The 15,750-nt window shown below is 70.0% G+C and carries 14 protein-coding genes and 1 pseudogene; 6 read left to right on the top strand and 9 right to left on the bottom strand.

Features of this window, described 5'->3' with window-relative positions:
- Window positions 1-85 precede the first annotated feature (85 nt).
- The 6 genes and pseudogenes from F0P95_RS07775 to F0P95_RS07750 form a co-directional block, all read right to left on the bottom strand.
- Complete coding sequence (locus F0P95_RS07775; RefSeq protein ID WP_182336356.1) at window positions 86-1,030, bottom strand: IS481 family transposase; 945 nt, start codon at window positions 1,028-1,030, stop codon at window positions 86-88.
- 79 nt (window positions 1,031-1,109) lie between these two features.
- Window positions 1,110-1,736: pseudogene (locus F0P95_RS07770) on the bottom strand (leucine zipper domain-containing protein); the annotation flags it as partial.
- An 84-nt stretch (window positions 1,737-1,820) separates the two neighbouring features.
- The gene (locus tag F0P95_RS07765) at window positions 1,821-2,129 is read right to left on the bottom strand and encodes a hypothetical protein (RefSeq protein ID WP_182337079.1); all 309 of its coding nucleotides are present in this window, start codon (window positions 2,127-2,129) and stop codon (window positions 1,821-1,823) included.
- Between the two features lie 87 nt (window positions 2,130-2,216).
- A complete protein-coding gene (locus tag F0P95_RS07760; protein ID WP_182336352.1) occupies window positions 2,217-3,059 on the bottom strand; it encodes a pseudouridine synthase in 843 nt (280 codons plus the stop codon).
- Between the two features lie 14 nt (window positions 3,060-3,073).
- Window positions 3,074-3,565, bottom strand: a complete 492-nt coding sequence (locus F0P95_RS07755; RefSeq protein ID WP_056932018.1) for a hypothetical protein — start codon at window positions 3,563-3,565, stop codon at window positions 3,074-3,076.
- Between the two features lie 211 nt (window positions 3,566-3,776).
- Window positions 3,777-4,886, bottom strand: a complete 1,110-nt coding sequence (locus F0P95_RS07750; protein ID WP_182336350.1) for an OmpA family protein — start codon at window positions 4,884-4,886, stop codon at window positions 3,777-3,779.
- Window positions 4,887-5,271: 385 nt separating this feature from the next.
- Between F0P95_RS07750 and F0P95_RS07745 the strand changes: the two genes are divergently transcribed.
- The 4 genes from F0P95_RS07745 to F0P95_RS07730 all read left to right on the top strand — a co-directional run bounded on the left by F0P95_RS07745 (window position 5,272) and on the right by F0P95_RS07730 (window position 10,257).
- A complete protein-coding gene (locus F0P95_RS07745; protein ID WP_182336348.1) occupies window positions 5,272-6,297 on the top strand; it encodes a zinc-binding alcohol dehydrogenase family protein in 1,026 nt (341 codons plus the stop codon).
- A gap of 308 nt (window positions 6,298-6,605) precedes the next feature.
- Window positions 6,606-8,636 carry an NADPH-dependent 2,4-dienoyl-CoA reductase gene (locus tag F0P95_RS07740; protein WP_182336346.1) on the top strand — a complete coding sequence of 677 codons (2,031 nt, stop codon included), beginning with the start codon at window positions 6,606-6,608 and terminating at the stop codon, window positions 8,634-8,636.
- A 462-nt stretch (window positions 8,637-9,098) separates the two neighbouring features.
- Window positions 9,099-9,557, top strand: coding sequence for a cell wall hydrolase (locus tag F0P95_RS07735; protein WP_054663411.1), 459 nt, complete (start codon window positions 9,099-9,101; stop codon window positions 9,555-9,557).
- An 82-nt stretch (window positions 9,558-9,639) separates the two neighbouring features.
- Window positions 9,640-10,257 (top strand): glutathione S-transferase family protein, encoded by a 618-nt coding sequence (locus F0P95_RS07730; RefSeq protein ID WP_182336344.1) that lies wholly within the window; start codon window positions 9,640-9,642, stop codon window positions 10,255-10,257.
- Between the two features lie 89 nt (window positions 10,258-10,346).
- Here F0P95_RS07730 and msrA read toward each other — a convergent pair whose 3' ends face one another.
- The 3 genes from msrA to msrB are packed head-to-tail and all read right to left on the bottom strand — an operon-like array spanning window position 10,347 to window position 13,386.
- The gene (msrA, locus tag F0P95_RS07725) at window positions 10,347-11,081 is read right to left on the bottom strand and encodes a peptide-methionine (S)-S-oxide reductase MsrA (protein WP_182336342.1); all 735 of its coding nucleotides are present in this window, start codon (window positions 11,079-11,081) and stop codon (window positions 10,347-10,349) included.
- 16 nt (window positions 11,082-11,097) lie between these two features.
- On the bottom strand, window positions 11,098-12,846 hold the full coding sequence (locus tag F0P95_RS07720; RefSeq protein WP_182336341.1) for a cytochrome c biogenesis protein DipZ: 1,749 nt from the start codon (window positions 12,844-12,846) through the stop codon (window positions 11,098-11,100).
- 36 nt (window positions 12,847-12,882) lie between these two features.
- The gene (msrB, locus tag F0P95_RS07715; protein ID WP_182336340.1) at window positions 12,883-13,386 is read right to left on the bottom strand and encodes a peptide-methionine (R)-S-oxide reductase MsrB; all 504 of its coding nucleotides are present in this window, start codon (window positions 13,384-13,386) and stop codon (window positions 12,883-12,885) included.
- A gap of 144 nt (window positions 13,387-13,530) precedes the next feature.
- On the opposite strand from msrB, the gene F0P95_RS07710 reads away from it, so the two are divergent.
- Complete coding sequence (locus tag F0P95_RS07710) at window positions 13,531-14,247, top strand: response regulator transcription factor (RefSeq protein ID WP_054663396.1); 717 nt, start codon at window positions 13,531-13,533, stop codon at window positions 14,245-14,247.
- Window positions 14,244-15,740 (top strand): sensor histidine kinase, encoded by a 1,497-nt coding sequence (locus F0P95_RS07705; protein ID WP_182336339.1) that lies wholly within the window; start codon window positions 14,244-14,246, stop codon window positions 15,738-15,740. Before F0P95_RS07710 ends, F0P95_RS07705 begins: the two co-directional genes overlap by 4 nt.
- Window positions 15,741-15,750: the final 10 nt, after the last annotated feature.

Genomic DNA, 15,750 nt, shown 5'->3' with positions numbered 1-15,750 from the left:
GCAACGAAACAGGCGCCGCAAGGCGCCTGTTTCGTTCATGCCCGCGGCCGCAAATGGCCGCCCCCGCCCGGCGGGACCCGCAGCGCTAGCTGTGTAAACCCAGTACGTTGTTCAGCGGGATTCGGGAGATGGGCGGCTTGTAGCCTAGGCTGGCGTGGAGCCGGTGCCAGTTGTAGTGGTGCAGCCAGTCATGGAGGGCGCCGGCCCGCTGCACGGAGTTGTCGTAGGCGCGGGCATAGGCCCACTCGCGCAGGCTGGTCTGCACCAGGCGCTCGGCCTTGCCGTTGGTACGAGGCGTATAGGGCCGTGTGCGCAGGTGGCGCAGGCCGAGCCGGCGGAGCAGGCGGCGGAATCGGCGCGATCTGTAGCAAGCCCCATTGTCGGTCAGGACCCGCTCGAAGCGCACACCCAACTGCCGGTAGTAGCGCAGTGCCTGCAGCAAGGCCCTGCTGGCGCTGCTCCCACGCTCGTTAGGCTCGATGGAGCCAAACGCCACGCGCGAGTGATCGTCGATGGCCAGGTGGATATAGTCCCAGCCAATGCCCCGGTGCCGGTGCGAGCGGTCGCCGGTCACACGGTGGCCCGGCGAACCGATTCGCCCCAGCTTCTTGATGTCCAGATGCAGCAGTTGGCCGGGCCGGGCGTACTCGTAGCGGTTCTCCGGCAGCGCCGGTTCCAGTTCGGCCAGGCGATGCAGCCCGGCACGGCGCAGCAACCGGGCGATGGTGCTGGGCGCCACGGGCAGCCGCTGGGCGATCTGGCGATAGGTCCGGCGCGAGCGACGCTGCTCCAGCACCTGCGCCACGATGGCCGGCGGCGTGGCATGGGGGCAGGTCTGCGGCCGGGAGCTGCGGTCAACCAGACCCGTAGGGCCTTCCTCCCGGTATCGCTTGAGCCACTTGTAGGCCGTGCGCACGCTCACGCCGGCCGCGTGGGCGGCCTCTTCGATGCGCAGGCCCTGCACGAGGATGCGCTCCACAAGCAGGGCTCGACCGCGAGGCGTCAAACGGGCATGTTTATGCAGGTTCATCCGGGGCTCCTGGGGGCTGGGTTGGTGTCGTAACCCCCATCTTCCAGCGATGCCCCGGATGAACAACCTACTGAGAGATCACACCTAGGCTGCGGTAGTAACGCACCGTGCGGATCAGAGCCTTGCAGGCACTGGTTCCGCGCTCGTCCGGTGCGATGGAGGCAAAGGCCACGCGCGAGTGGTCGTCGATGGCCAGGTGGACGTATTCCCAGCCGATGCCCCGGTGCCGGCGCGAGCGGTCGCCGGTCACACGGTGGCCCGGGGAACCGATCCGCCCCAGCTTCTTGATGTCCAGATGCAGCAGTTGGCCGGGCCGGGCGTACTCGTAGCGGTTCTCCGGCAGCGCCGGTTCCAGTTCGGCCAGGCGATGCAGCCCGGCACGGCGCAGCAACCGGGCGATGGTGCTGGGCGCCACGGGCAGTCGCTGGGCGATCTGGCGATAGGTCCGGCGCGAGCGACGCTGCTCCAGCACCTGCGCCACGATGGCCGGCGGCGTGGCATGGGGGCAGGTCTGCGGCCGGGAGCTGCGGTCAACCAGACCCGCAGGGCCTTCCTCCCGGTATCGCTTGAGCCACTTGTAGGCCGTGCGCACGCTCACGCCGGCCGCGTGGGCGGCCTCTTCGATGCGCAGGCCCTGCACGAGGATGCGCTCCACAAGCAGGGCTCGACCGCGAGGCGTCAAACGGGCATGTTTATGCAGGTTCATCCGGGGCTCCTGGGGGCTGGGTTGGTGTCGTAACCCCCATCTTCCAGCGATGCCCCGGATGAACAACCTACTGAGAGATCACAGCTAGCGCTTGGGCTTGGACGCCGCCGATGCCTCGGGTTTCGCCGATGCCGTACCGCCACGGGCGACGCGGATGCCGTTGGCCTTCATCCATGCGTCGAACTGGTCGGCACTCATGTTTTTGCCTGCCTGCTGCATCAGGAAGCGGTAGTTGCCCAGCGCGTCCTTCTCCGCCATCGGCGCCTCCACCGTCACCGTGACCGGCTTCTCGGCGGTGGCCGCCACCGGCTTGCCGGACGACGCACAGCCGGCCACAACCACGGCTGCCGCCGCACCCAATGACGACACCGCGATGCGGAAGAAAGCTGACATGGTGGCCCGACCTCGCTGAGAACAGGCCTACAGCCTAACCCTGCACTTTAGGAAATCAAGCTATTTGCATGAAATACATGAAGAATTTCATGAATTGGCAGATGATTCACCTGAATGGGCGAGCAGGCGTTCCAGCTCCTCCTCACCCAGCATGCGCCACTGCCCCTTGGCCAGTTCGCCCAGCTGGACCGGCCCGATCGCCACCCGCACCAGGCGCAGCACCTCGAATCCCACTACCTGCAGCAGGCGCCGGATATGCCGGTTGCGGCCCTCGTCCAGCACGATCTCCAGCCATGCGGTGCGCTCGCTCTGGCGCAGCACCGCGACCGAATGCACGGCCAGGTGTTCACCGGCGTCCTCGACCCCGTCATGCATGCGCGCCAGCTGCGCCGCGTCGGGCACGCCGTCGATCTGCACGCGATAGGTCTTCAGAGGTCCGGTCGCCGGGTCGGTCAGCCGCGCCGCCCATTCCGGGTCGTTGCTGAAGAACAGCAGGCCCTCGCTGGCCTTGTCCAGCCGCCCGACCGGCGCCAGCCACGGCATGCCCGCGCCTTCGAAACATCGGTAGACGGTATCCCGGCCCTGCTCGTCGCGGACGCTGGTGACCAGGCCCCGCGGCTTGTTCAGGGCCAGGTAGAGGCGTTGCGCCGCCACGAGGGGCTGGCCGTCCATGGTCACCCGCTGGCGCCCGGGAACCACCGGAAATTCCGGGTCGCGCACCACGCGGCCGTCCACGCCGACCCGGCCGGCGAGCACGCGGCGCGCGGCCTCGGCGCGCGAGCACACGCCCGCCTTCGACAGCACGCGCGCCAGGCCATGCCGCGGCGCCGCCTGCGTCGCGCCGGCGTGCTTGGCACGGGGACCGGGGGACGCAGCAAAATGCCCGCCCTGTCTGGCAGGGCGGGCATCAGGGTAATTCCTGCGCGACATCCGGGCGGCTTGCGTTACTTGACCTCGGCCGCCGCCTTGGCTTCGGCCGCGCCCTCGGCAGCCGGCGTTGCCGCCGCCTTCACCACGCGCACGCCACGGGCCTTCATCCAGGCATCGAATTCGTCGGCGGTCATGCGCTTGCCGTTCTGGCTCATGTCGAACCGCCACGGCGTGTTGTCGTACTGCGTCTGCGGCTTGTAGGCCGCCGGGTCATTGGGATTGATCGCCGGGCGCGCCGGCATGGCGCTGGCGACGTTGTTGCAGCTTTCCACGCGCAGGCGCATCAGCACGCGCTCCAGCGACTGCTCGCCGCTGGCGTTGGGCGCCAGCACGCCCGACGGCATGCCCAGCTGGCCCGGACGGGAATACAGCTCCATGGCGACCGGCTCGATCACCGTGGCCGGCAACGGCGGCGGCACGATGCTGCTGGCCGAGCAATCGACGGCTGCGTGGGCGGCGGGAACGAGGACCAGGGCCATGGCGCCGGCCAGTGCGATACGCAGCATCGGTATTTCCATTCGTACAGGGAACGCCGCGAGTGTAGGCATGCCCCGCAGGGCTTTCAACCACCACGACCGGGTTCACGGAATGCGTGTTGCCGGGTTTTGCCGGTGAACGACGCGGCAGGTGCAGGCGTATGCCTGGCGATTCGATGCTGCGCAAAAAACAAGGCCCGGCTTTCGCCGGGCCCTGTTTCGAATCAACCGATACGTCCGATCAGTTCTGGACGTTCAGCTCGGTGCGACGGTTCTTGGCGCGACCTTCCGGGTTGTCCGAACCATCCGGGTTGGTGTTCGGAGCAATCGGGCGGCTCTCGCCGTAGCCGATCGGGCCCACCAGACGCGAGGCGGCAACACCGTGGCCGGTCAGGTAGTCGTACACGGCCTTGGCGCGACGCTCGGACAGCTTCTGGTTGTAGGCGTCGGTACCCTTCGAGTCGGTGTGACCGGCGACTTCAACGCGCAGTTCCGGGTAACGCTTCAGGATCTCGCTGGCCTCGCTCAGGATCGCGACGGCATCCGGACGCAGGGTCGACTTGTCGAAGTCGAAGTTCACGCCCTTCAGGTCGATCGACACCGGCACCGGGCAGCCGTCCGGACCAACGATCTGGCCGGCCTGCGAGTTCGGGCACTTGTCGTCGCAGTTGTTGACGCCGTCACCGTCGTCGTCCAGGTCGGCGCAGCTCGGCGCGACCGGAGCCGGCGGCGGCGGAGCGACGGCGGCAACCGGGGCCGGGCCCAGCGGGATCACGACGCCGACCGAAGCCAGCACGTCGCCGAACCAGTCATTGTCCTTGCCGGCCAGGCGCGGGTTCACGCTCTGGTCGTCGAAATCGGCACGGTAGGCGATTTCGGCACGCACGGCGACGCGCTTGTCGAAGGTGGTCTGCAGACCGGCGCCGAGCTTGGCGGCCAGGTTGCCGTCCTTGCGCTTGGCCGGCGAGTTCGGCGAGTTGGTGACGTACTCTTCCTCGGCCTTCTGGTAGCCCAGGCCGAACAGCAGGTACGGGTTCCAGCCGCGGCCGTCCTGGATGAAGTGGCGACGCAGGTCCAGCGAGGCGCCGTACTGCGACCAGTTCAGGTCCTGGTTCTTGTCGAAGTTCGGGTTCTGGTAGTTCAGCTCACCGTCCAGCGACCAGTTCGGGCTGATGAACTTGCCCAGGCCCAGGGTGACGAACGGAGCATCGTTGGTACCGCGGTCGTTGTCCTGGAAGTTGAAGCCGGCCGAACCGGTCAGATACCAGCGGTCGTCGAATTCCTGGGCCGACGCAGCCTGGGCAAATGCCAGACCGCCCAGCAGTGCGGCGGTAAGGATCTTCTTGTTCATGAATACAACTCCTTGTTTCGGGGGTATGAAACCGGTAATGGCATGTCCAGCACAGCGATTTCGTTCGTCGCGTCCGAAAGATGGCCGTTTCCGCACGCCAACGGAGAGCACATTATGCGCTGGGCCGTGAAGACCACGTTAACAGCTGCGTAACAAATGGCAGGTCCCCTGGACGTGGGCGACCGCTGGAACGCCACCCTATACAGCTTGATCAAGACGCACAAGATCCCCGCCCTGACTGGCGTTCCGGGCCATGCCGGGTACCGCGCCGGGAGCCGGGCACGGGTACCGGCCGGAGCGGCCAAGTCGCCCGATCGCCCGGGCCTTGCCTGAACGGTGGCTGGGTATCATGGCCGTCCACCCCTCACCGAACGGAACTTCTGCCATGAAAGCTGTGGGCCTGAGCCGCTACCTGCCGATCGAGGATCCCCGCGCGCTGGAAGACCTGGAGCTGCCCCCGCCCGCGGCCCCACAGGGCCAGGACCTGCTGGTAGGCGTGCAGGCGGTGTCGGTCAACCCGGTCGATACCAAGCTGCGGCGTTCGGGCACGGGCGAGCAGACGCCGCCCCGCATCCTCGGTTTCGATGCCGCGGGCACGGTCCTGGCCGTCGGCCCCGGGGTGACCGCGTTCGAGGTGGGGGACGAGGTGTATTACGCAGGCGACGTCACCCGGCCGGGCTGCAACGCGCAGATGCACCTGGTGGACGAACGACTGGTCGCGCGCAAGCCCAGCACGCTGGATTTCGCCGAAGCCGCGGCCCTGCCGCTGACCACGCTCACGGCCTGGGAACTGTTGTTCCAGCGCATGCCCTACCAGCTCGATGGCCGGCGCAACAGCGGCCGGACCCTGCTGGTCATCGGCGGTGCCGGCGGCGTCGGCTCGATGGCGATCCAGCTCGGCCGCCATGCCGGATTCACCGTGGTGGCGACCGCCTCGCGCGAGGAAAGCCGCGCCTGGTGCCGGCAACTGGGTGCCGCGCACGTCATCGACCATCACCAGCCGCTGGCACCGCAGCTGCAGGCGCTCGGCATCGGCCCGGTGGACGCCGCGCTGAACCTGGCCGACACCGATCGCTACTGGCAGGTGCTGGGTGAGTTGTTGGCGCCGCAAGGCCATGTCGGCCTGATCGTGGAGCCTGCCGGCGAGCTGCGCATCGGCGACCCGTACAAGGCCAAGTGCATCGGCATCCACTGGGAATTCATGTTCGCGCGGGCGCGCTTCCGCACCGCCGACATGATCGAACAGCACCGCATCCTCACCCGCGCCGCCAGCCTGATCGATGCCGGCGAGCTGCGGACCACGGTGAGCGCGCGGCTGGGCCCGATCAACGCGGCCAACCTGCGCCAGGCGCACCGGCTGCTGGAATCGGGCGGCACCCTGGGCAAGCTGGTGCTCGAAGGCTGGGACTGAGACAGCACGCGACCGATACGCCCGGCGTGGCAGGCGGACGTTCTGTCCGCGCGCCCTTTACGGGGCGCCCGCCGCGGCGCGCCCCGGCACAGCTGACGGCGGCGCCCGCCGCTGGGCAGCCCCCTGGCCGCGACGAGCGCGCCACCGGGCGGTCTGCGCGAGGCCCATCCCCACGGCGCCCGCACCGGGCATGAACCACTGCGCTGGACCTTGCCACTGGCGCGCGGTCGTCACGGCCACGGCGCGCCCCTTGCCGCCGACCGGGTTTCGGGGCAGGCTGACATGATCCGTACGCAAGCGTATCCATCATGACGCCCGCCACCGACACCGCCTACCCCCATCTGTTCGCACCGCTGGACCTGGGCTTCGCCCGGCTCCGCAATCGCATCCTGATGGGCTCGATGCATACCGGCCTCGAGGACCACGTCCGCGACTTCCCGAAGCTGGCAGCCTATTTCGGCGAGCGCGCCGCCGGCGGTGCCGCGCTGCTGGTCACCGGCGGCTTCTCGCCGAACATCGTCGGCTGGCTGGCGCCGTTCGGCAGCAAGCTGTCCTGGCCGTGGGAAGCAGGCCGGCACCGGCAGGTCACCGCAGCCGTGCACAGCCACGGCGCCCACATCTGCCTGCAGCTGCTGCATGCCGGCCGCTACGCCTACCACCCCCTGCAGGTGGCGCCCTCCCGGCTCAAGGCGCCGATCAACCCGTTCACCCCGCGCGCGCTGTCGGCGCGGGGCGTGGAACGCCAGATCGGCAGCTACGCCCGTGCCGCGCGGCTGGCGCGCGATGCCGGCTACGACGGCGTCGAGGTGATGGGTTCGGAAGGCTATCTGATCAACGAGTTCATCGCCCCGCGCACCAACACGCGTACCGATGCCTGGGGCGGCGACCCGGCCAGGCGCATGCGCTTCGCCGTGGAGATCGTGCGCCGCATCCGCGAGGCCTGCGGCCCGGACTTCATCATCATCTACCGGCTGTCGCTGCTGGACCTGGTGGAGGACGGCAGCAACTGGGAAGAAATCCTGCAGCAGGCGCGGGCCATCGAAGCGGCCGGCGCGACCCTGATCAACTCCGGCATCGGCTGGCACGAGGCACGCGTGCCGACCATCGCCACCTCGGTGCCGCGTGCGGCCTTCACCGCGGTCACCGCCAAGCTGCGCCCGCACGTGGGCGTGCCGGTGATCGCGGTCAACCGGATCAACATGCCCGACGTCGCCGAGCGGGTGCTGGCCGACGGCCAGGCCGACATGGTCTCGCTGGCGCGGCCGCTGCTGGCCGACCCGCAGTGGCCGGCCAAGGCCCGCGCCGGCAGGCCCGAGACCATCAATACCTGCATCGCCTGCAACCAGGCCTGCCTGGACCACATTTTCGTCAACAAGCGCGCCAGCTGCCTGGTCAACCCGCGTGCCGCGCACGAGACCGAACTGGTCTACCGCCCCACGACCGCGCCCAGGCGGGTGGCGGTGGTCGGTGCAGGCCCGGCCGGGCTGGCCTGCGCGACGGTCGCGGCCGAACGCGGCCACCACGTCACCCTGTTCGACGCGGCCAGCGAGATCGGCGGCCAGTTCAACGTCGCCAAGCGCATTCCCGGCAAGGAGGAGTTCCACGAGACCCTGCGCTACTTCCGCCACCGCCTGGCCGATACCGGCGTGGAACTGCGCCTGGGCGTGCGCGCCGATGCGCCGATGCTGGCCGGCTTCGACGACGTGGTGGTCGCCACCGGCATCTCGCCACGCAAGGTGGACTTCCCCGGGGCCGACCACCCGATGGTGGTCAGCTACCTGGACGTGTTGCAGGGCCGGGTCCGGGCCGCGGACAAGGTCGCCATCATCGGCGCCGGCGGCATCGGCTTCGACGTCGGCGAGTTCCTGGTGCAGGACGGGCCGTCGCCGTCGCTGGACCCGGCGCGCTGGATGGCCGAATGGGGCGTGGACCCGAGTTTCGAAAGCCGTGGCGCGCTGTCCGCGCCGCAGCCCGAGGCACCGGCGCGCGAGGTCTGGCTGCTGCAGCGCAGCCCCGGCAAGCCCGGCGCCCGCCTGGGCAAGACCACCGGCTGGATCCACCGCGCCACGCTCAAGGCCAAGGGGGTGCGGATGCTGGGCGGCGTGGAGTACGTGGGTGTGGACGACCGCGGACTACGCATCCGCATCGATGGCACCGAGCAGTTGCTGGAAGTCGGCACCGTGGTGGTCTGCGCCGGACAGGAGCCGATGCGCGCCCTGGCCGATGCGCTGGCGGCGACGGGCGTGAACGCCCATGTCATCGGCGGCGCCGACGTAGCCGCCGAACTGGATGCCAAGCGCGCCATCGACCAGGGCAGCCGCCTGGCCGCCACGCTCTAGGCGTGCGCCGCAGGCGCATGCCGCGGTCGTGCGCCTGCCCGCGGTTGGCGGCACGGCGGGCAAGCAGGATGCCGGTGTATCCCGGGCACGGACGAGCGCCGGCAGCCACCAGTACCGGGCCCGCTGCCCCCATTTTTCGTGACCTGCGACACATCCCGACCGACCCTGGACGACACGCCGCCGCCACATCCGCGCCGGTTCCGGGACCCGCAACGAAGCTGAATGTCAAGAATCCGCATTCAGGATGAGTTTGGGATTACCCCCCTACCTTGCGCCAACTTTCCGCTCACCCCCCAGTTCTGGTGAGCACGGCGCAGCCCCCAGGCGATCGATTGATCGGGGTCTGCCCACGGGGCGGCCCCGATGCCATGGCCGCCTCCCCATGACGCCAAGCTGCTGCCGTCCTGTCCCCTGCTGTGTGGGGAACAGGCAGGTTGCCGCCCATACGGAGCAAGGAGACCTATGAAACTGGCCTGGATTCTCTGGCTGTCGCAGTTGTTGCCGCAGCCGGCCGCCGATTCGCTGTGCCTGAGTACCACCGTCTATCTGGAAGCCCGCGACCAGACCCTGCGCGGCCAGCAGGCCGTGGCCGAAGTCGCGCTGCGCCGCCTCGACAGCGGCCTGTGGGGCGACTCGATGTGCCAGGTGGTGACCGCACGCAAGCAGTTCGCGCCCACCCTGGTGGCACCGGACACCCAGTTGCGCAACAACGATGCCTGGGCCGAGGCCGTGGACGTGGCCTTCGCCGCCGAACGCAACTGGGCCCTGCCGGCCGGCCAGCGCAAGGAGATCGTGCCCGGCGCCAGCCACTTCGCCGCGCACGCGATCGCCAGCCCGAGCTGGCGCAACGCCTACCAGGTCGCCACCATCGGCGGGCACACCTTCTACAAGGTGCAGTCGCTCAAGCCGCGCACGTCCTGAGGCGGCGGCATCGCATGCCGGTCACGCCAGCGAACGCGCCGGCGACGATAATGCGGGGGTCCTTCCACCCCCGAGGTATCCGATGAAGCTCTACACCAAGCCCGGCGCCTGTTCGCTGGCCGACCATATCGCGCTGATCTGGTCCGGCCTGCCGTTCGAGGTCCAGATCGTCGACCATGCCACCATGAAGTCGCCGGCGTACATGGCCATGAACCCGGCCGGTGCGGTGCCGGTGCTCGAGGACGACGGCTGGGTCCTGACCCAGAACGCGGCCATCCTCCACTACATCTGCGACAAGGCGCCGGACGCCGGCCTGGACGGCGGCAGCGACCCGCGCACCCGTGCCGAGGTCAACCGCTGGCTGTCTTTCGTCAACGCCGACCTGCACCCGCAGTACTACCCGATCTTCGGTTCGACCCGATACCTGGAGGACGAGGCGGTCATCGCCCGCACCCAGCAGAATTCGCGCGACAAGCTCAAGGGCCTGTACCAGCGCCTCAACGACCGCCTGGCGCAGGTCGACTGGCTGGGGGGAACGCCGCGCCCGTCCATCGCCGATGCCTACACCTACGTGACCCTGCGCTGGGCACGTGGCCTCAAGATCGATCTGGCCGGCATGGACGCGCTGGACCGCTTCGAGCAGCGCATGCAGGCCGACCCGGCGGTACAGGCCGCGCTCAAGGCCGAAGGCCTGGGCTGAGTCCGCGCTCCAACGCCTGGAAACCGAAGGGCCGCCGGTGGCATAGCCGGCGGCCCTTCGCGTTCTGGAGCCGCTGCGCGGCCCCGGCTTCAACGCACCGATACCGGCATCACCAGCCGTGGCGCGTCGCGGTAGAGCGCCGGGTATCGCTGCTGCAGCGCCTCGACCTTGGGCAGGTCGTAGAACCGGATGTACGCCGCGTCCGGATGCAGCGCGAGGTAGTTCTGGTGGTAGTCCTCCGCCGGGTAGAACCGCCTGCCGCCCTCGACCCGCGTCACCACCGGCGCGGCGAACACGCCGCTGCGCTGCAGCTGGTCGATATAGGCCAGCGTGGCCGCGCGCTGCGCCGCGTCGTCTGCATGGACCGCCGACCGGTACTGGCTGCCGCGGTCCGGGCCCTGGCGGTCGCGCTGGGTGGGGTCGTGCACCACCGAGAAGAACACCTGCAGCAGCTGCGCAAGGCTGACCCGTGACGGGTCGTAGGTCACCTGCACGGCTTCGGCATGGCCGGTGCCGCCGCCGCTGACGCGCGGATAGCGGGCATCGGCAGCGCTGCCGCCGATATAGCCGGACACGGCGCTGTCCACGCCCCTCACGTGCTGGAACACGCCCTGCACGCCCCAGAAGCAGCCGCCGGCGAACACCACCTGCGCGCGGTGTACGCCGGGCTGGCGCAGGTCGGCCGCGCCCGTCGGCACGGGCACATCCACCGATGCCGGCGCCGCATGTACCGGGCGGCCGAGGCCGGACGCGGCCAGCACCAGCAGCCCGGCGACCAGCGCGGCAATGCCGCCGGCCACCCATTTTTCCATGCTCATCGTCATCGCTGGCCTCCGCGGCTCAACCAAAGGTGAAGGCATAGGCGCGCACGCCCGGGTCGAGGAACTCGATCTCGAAACTGCGCTCGCCGACTTCGCCGTCCTGGCGGATCAACTGGTAGAGCCGGTTTTCATCCACCTGGCCATCGCCGCCGGCGCTCACGTCGGCGCCGGCCATCGCGCCCGGCGCATGCCCGTCGACACGCACCCGGAAACGCACCGGCTGGCCGCTGGCCTGCGGCGCCAGCACCAGGTGCAGGTCGCGCGCATGGAAACGGAAGGCGATGCGGCCGCCGGCCTGCTGCAGCCGCGCGTCCTCCTCGCCCACCACCCAGCGCCCTCCCAGCGCCCACTGGTTGAGCCGCAGCACGGGCGGAACCGCATAGTCGAAGGCGCTGCCCGCGCGCTGCCCGCCCGGCGACGCGAAGTTCTCCGCCCGCGAATGGCCGATGTAGGTTTCGGGCGAGCGCAGATTGCCCATGTCCGGCGCACGCTCGACGGCGCCGCGCGCGATGGCGGTCGCCGCCGATGCGTCGCCCGGCAACGTGTTGCCCGCCTCGCGCAGCAGCCGGCGGATGATCCGCTCGGATTCCTCGTAATTGCCCTCGCCGAAGTGATGGGCGCGGATGCGCCCCTGCGCGTCGATGAAGTAATGCGCGGGCCAGTAGCGGTTGTCGAAGCCGCGCCATATGGCGAAATCGTTGTCGAGCGCGACCGGCCAGCCGACACCCAGGTCCTCCACCGCCCGCTGCACGTTGCGCACGTCGCGCTCGAACGCGAACTCCGGCGCGTGCACGCCGACCACCACCAGCCCATGCTCGCGATAGCGCTCGTACCATTGCCGCACATGCGGCAGCGCGCGCAGGCAGTTGATGCACGAGTAGGTCCAGAAATCGACCAGCACCACCTTGCCGCGCAGCGCCTGCGCATCCAGTGGCGGACTGTTGAGCCAGCCGCTGGCGCCGGCCAGCGACGGCAGTTCGCCTTCGACCGGCAGCCCCGCCATCGCGGCCGGGTTGGCGGCCATCATCATCGAGCCGCGCGCCGCCGCGGAGTGCGCGGGCAGCGCGTCCAGCAGCCCCTGCTCGAGCCGCGCGGTGCTCACCGTCGACAGCCGCGTCAGCACGCCGGTATCCCAGCCCATGGCGATGGCCAGCACCGCCAGCAGCGCGGCGATGCCCAGGCCGCGCCGGATCCACTCGCCCGCGCCCAGATGCCGTTTCAGCGCGGCCAGTACCCGGCCACCGACCCACAGCGCCAGCGCCAGCGACGTCGCCGCACCCAGCGCGTAGGCCAGCAGCAGGCCGCTGCTACCGGCATTGGCACCCTGCAGCGCCGCACCAGTGAGGATCAACCCCAGGATCGGCCCGGCGCAGGGCGCCCACAGCAACCCCGTCGCGACACCGATCAGCAGCGAACTGCCCATGCCCTGCCCTGCGCCGGCCGCCGCATCCAGCCGTCCTCCCAGGCGCTGCAGCGGCGACAGCAGGCGGTTGGCCAGTGCCGGCCACAACAGCGCCAGGGCGAATACCGCCATCACCCCCAGCGCGATCCAGCGTCCGGCCTGGTTGGCCTGCGCCACCCAGTGGCTGCCGACCGCCGCCAGGCTGGCGACCACCGCGAACATCAGCGCCATGCCGGCCAGCAGCGGCAGGCCGCTGCGCAGGAACGGCCGGTCCGAACGCGCGAACACGAACGGCAGCACCGGCAGGATGCACGGGCTGGCAATGGTCAGCGCGCCGCCGAGATAGGCCAGCAGGAGCAGGAACATGCGGGAGTCCTTTGTGCGATCGGTGAGGGGCGGCGCTCACGCCGCGATGAAATCCAGGGCCACGCCGTTGATGCAGTAACGCAGACCGGTCGGGCGCGGGCCGTCGTCGAACACGTGGCCGAGGTGGCCACCGCAGCGGTGGCAATGCACTTCCACCCGCAGCATGCCCAGGGTGCTGTCGCGCACCTCGCCGACGGCGCCGTGCAGCGGTGCCCAGAAGCTCGGCCAGCCGGTGCCGCTGTCGAACTTGGCGGCCGACGAAAACAACGCCAGCGCGCAGCCCGCGCAATGGAAAGTGCCGCGCCGGTGCTCGCCGTTGAGCGGGCTGCTGTAGGCGCGTTCGGTCCCGTGCCCGCGCAGCACGGCGTACTGCGCCGGGGTCAGCAGCCGGCGCCACTGGTCGTCGTCGTGCTCGACCTCGAAGGTGCCGCGCCTGGCCGCGGGCGCCGGTGCGGCGCGACCGCAGGCCCCCACCCCGAACAGGCCGGCCGCCGCCAATGCGCCGCCCAGGCCCAGCAGGGTGCGACGGGATAGGGACATGGCCGGTCTCCGGGCAGGAACGATGGGGCCATGCTGCGCCCGCCCGGGTCAACGAATCCTCACGCGCAGTTAAATTTTCCGTGACACATCGGCGCCGGCTTGCACCGACAATGGTGGCCACCTCCCTGCCGGCCGGACGTACCGATGAACCGCGCCAAACGCGTCCTGATCGTCGAGGACGACGTCCACATCGCCAACCTGCTGCGCATGCACCTGCGCGACGAAGGCTACGACGTGACCCATGCGGCCACCGGCGACGACGGCCTGCGCCTGCTGGAAAGCGACGACTGGAGCGCGCTGGTGCTCGACCTGATGCTGCCCGGCGTCGACGGGCTGGAGATCTGCAGGCGCGCGCGTGCGATGACGCGCTACACGCCCATCATCATCACCAGTGCGCGCGCCAGCGAGGTGCATCGCATCCTCGGCCTGGAGCTGGGTGCGGACGACTACCTGGCCAAGCCGTTCTCGATGCTGGAACTGGTCGCGCGGATCAAGGCGCTGCTGCGCCGGGTCGAGGCGATGGCGCAGAACGCGCGCATCGACGCCGGCGCGATCGACGTGGCCGGCATCCGCATCGACCCGGTCGCGCGCACGGCCCAAGTCGATGGCGATGCCCTGGAGCTGACCCCGCGCGAGTTCGACCTGCTGCATTTCTTCGCCCGCCACCCGGACCAGGTGTACTCGCGCATGGAACTGCTCAACCAGGTGTGGGGCCACCGCCACGAGGGCTACGAGCACACCGTCAACACCCACATCAACCGGCTGCGCAACAAGATCGAACGCGACCCGGCCACGCCACGGCGCATCCTCACCGTGTGGGGTCGCGGCTACAAGCTGGCAGGAGGCGGCAACGCACCATGAACCGGCTGGCGCTATGGCAACGGCTGTCGCTGGTGTTCTGCGCGCTGCTGCTGGTGTGCTGCGGCGCGCTGGCGTGGATCCAGATGCGCAGCACGCGCCTGCACGAACAGGAAACCGTGCAGCGTCTGTCGCGCGGGCTGGCCGAACACATCGCGCGCAGCGGCGAGCTGATGGACGCGCGCGGCATGCGCGACGGCGAGGTGCGCGCGCTGTTCGGCAAGTTGATGGCGGTCAACCCCAGTGTCGAGGTCTACCTGCTCGACGACCAGGGCCGGATCCTCGGCCACGATGCGCCGGACGGGCACCTCAGGCGCGACCGCGTCGACCTGGCGCCGGTACATGCGCTGCTGGGCGGCGCGCCACTGCCCATCCTCGGCGACGACCCGCGCAGCAGCGCCGGGCGCAAGGTGTTCAACGCCGCGCCGCTGCGCGTGCAGGGGCGGCAGGTGGGCTACATCTACGTGGTCCTGGTCGGCGAACAGCGCGAGGCATTGGCGGCGGACGTGGCGGCCAGCGCCAGCGTGCGCACCACGCTGTGGGCGCTGGCCATCGTGGCGCTCGTCGGCCTGCTCGCCGGGGTCATCGCCTTCCGCTGGATCACCCGGCCGCTGCGCCGGCTGGCCCGCGACATCCAGGCATTCGACGTCGACGCCGGCACTCCCGCGCTGGCGGCGCCGGCGGTGCCGCCGCGGCCCGGCGAACGCGACGAGCTGGCCATCCTGCAGCACAGCTTCGCGCACATGGCGCAGCGCATCGGCGAGCAATGGCAGCAGTTGCGCCAGCAGGACCTGCAGCGCCGCGAACTGGTGGCCAACATTTCCCACGACCTGCGCACGCCGCTGTCGTCGCTGCACGGTTACCTGGAAACCCTGGCGCTGAAGGACGCCACGCTCGACCCCGCCGAACGCCAGCGCTACCTGTCCATCGCCCTGGCGCAGAGCACCAAGGTCGGCCGCCTGGCGCAGGCGCTGTTCGAACTGGCGCGGCTGGAACACGGCGGCGTGGTGCTGGAGCCGCAGGCGTTCTCGTTGCCGGACCTGGTACAGGACGTGTTCCAGAAATTCGAACTGGCCACGCAGGCGCGCCGGCAGGCGCTGGCCGCGGACATCCCGTCGGGCCTGCCGGCGGTCCACGCCGACCTGGGCCTGGTCGAGCGGGTGCTGACCAACCTGCTCGACAACGCCATCCGCCATACACCCGAGGGCGGCCGCATCACGGTCACGCTGCGCGCGGTCGGCGACGATGTGCAGGTACGCATCGCCGATAGCGGGCCGGGCATCGCCCCGGAACAGCGCGCGCATCTGTTCAGCGCACCGTCCGCGCTCGCCAGCCGGCGCCCGGACAGCGGCGGGCTCGGGCTGTTGATCGTGCAGCGCATCCTGCAGCTGCACCAGCGCCGGATCGAACTGGCCGACAGCGCGTCCGGCGCGGTGTTCGTGTTCTCGCTGGCGGCGGCCGGCCGCCGCCCGCCACCGCGCCAGGACGGAGGCTGAATCCCGCCAC

Origin of the sequence: Stenotrophomonas acidaminiphila (assembly GCF_014109845.1) — a bacterium.
GTDB classification, from domain to species: Bacteria; Pseudomonadota; Gammaproteobacteria; order Xanthomonadales; family Xanthomonadaceae; genus Stenotrophomonas; species Stenotrophomonas acidaminiphila.
Note: the sequence above shows the minus strand (reverse complement) of the source record. Positions and strands in the feature narration are given on the sequence as shown.

What these genes read in the sequence shown, in the direction of transcription:
- F0P95_RS07760 (WP_182336352.1), bottom strand. Translation starts at nt 3,059, where the DNA reads ATGTCGCGCAGGAATTACCCTGATGCCCGCCCTGCCAGACAGGGCGGG.
- msrA (WP_182336342.1), bottom strand. Translation starts at nt 11,081, where the DNA reads ATGACGATGAGCATGGAAAAATGGGTGGCCGGCGGCATTGCCGCGCTG.
- F0P95_RS07735 (WP_054663411.1), top strand. Translation starts at nt 9,099, where the DNA reads ATGAAACTGGCCTGGATTCTCTGGCTGTCGCAGTTGTTGCCGCAGCCG.
- F0P95_RS07775 (WP_182336356.1), bottom strand. Translation starts at nt 1,030, where the DNA reads ATGAACCTGCATAAACATGCCCGTTTGACGCCTCGCGGTCGAGCCCTG.
- F0P95_RS07755 (WP_056932018.1), bottom strand. Translation starts at nt 3,565, where the DNA reads ATGCTGCGTATCGCACTGGCCGGCGCCATGGCCCTGGTCCTCGTTCCC.
- msrB (WP_182336340.1), bottom strand. Translation starts at nt 13,386, where the DNA reads ATGTCCCTATCCCGTCGCACCCTGCTGGGCCTGGGCGGCGCATTGGCG.
- F0P95_RS07740 (WP_182336346.1), top strand. Translation starts at nt 6,606, where the DNA reads ATGACGCCCGCCACCGACACCGCCTACCCCCATCTGTTCGCACCGCTG.
- F0P95_RS07765 (WP_182337079.1), bottom strand. Translation starts at nt 2,129, where the DNA reads ATGTCAGCTTTCTTCCGCATCGCGGTGTCGTCATTGGGTGCGGCGGCA.
- F0P95_RS07730 (WP_182336344.1), top strand. Translation starts at nt 9,640, where the DNA reads ATGAAGCTCTACACCAAGCCCGGCGCCTGTTCGCTGGCCGACCATATC.
- F0P95_RS07705 (WP_182336339.1), top strand. Translation starts at nt 14,244, where the DNA reads ATGAACCGGCTGGCGCTATGGCAACGGCTGTCGCTGGTGTTCTGCGCG.
- F0P95_RS07750 (WP_182336350.1), bottom strand. Translation starts at nt 4,886, where the DNA reads ATGAACAAGAAGATCCTTACCGCCGCACTGCTGGGCGGTCTGGCATTT.
- F0P95_RS07710 (WP_054663396.1), top strand. Translation starts at nt 13,531, where the DNA reads ATGAACCGCGCCAAACGCGTCCTGATCGTCGAGGACGACGTCCACATC.
- F0P95_RS07745 (WP_182336348.1), top strand. Translation starts at nt 5,272, where the DNA reads ATGAAAGCTGTGGGCCTGAGCCGCTACCTGCCGATCGAGGATCCCCGC.
- F0P95_RS07720 (WP_182336341.1), bottom strand. Translation starts at nt 12,846, where the DNA reads ATGTTCCTGCTCCTGCTGGCCTATCTCGGCGGCGCGCTGACCATTGCC.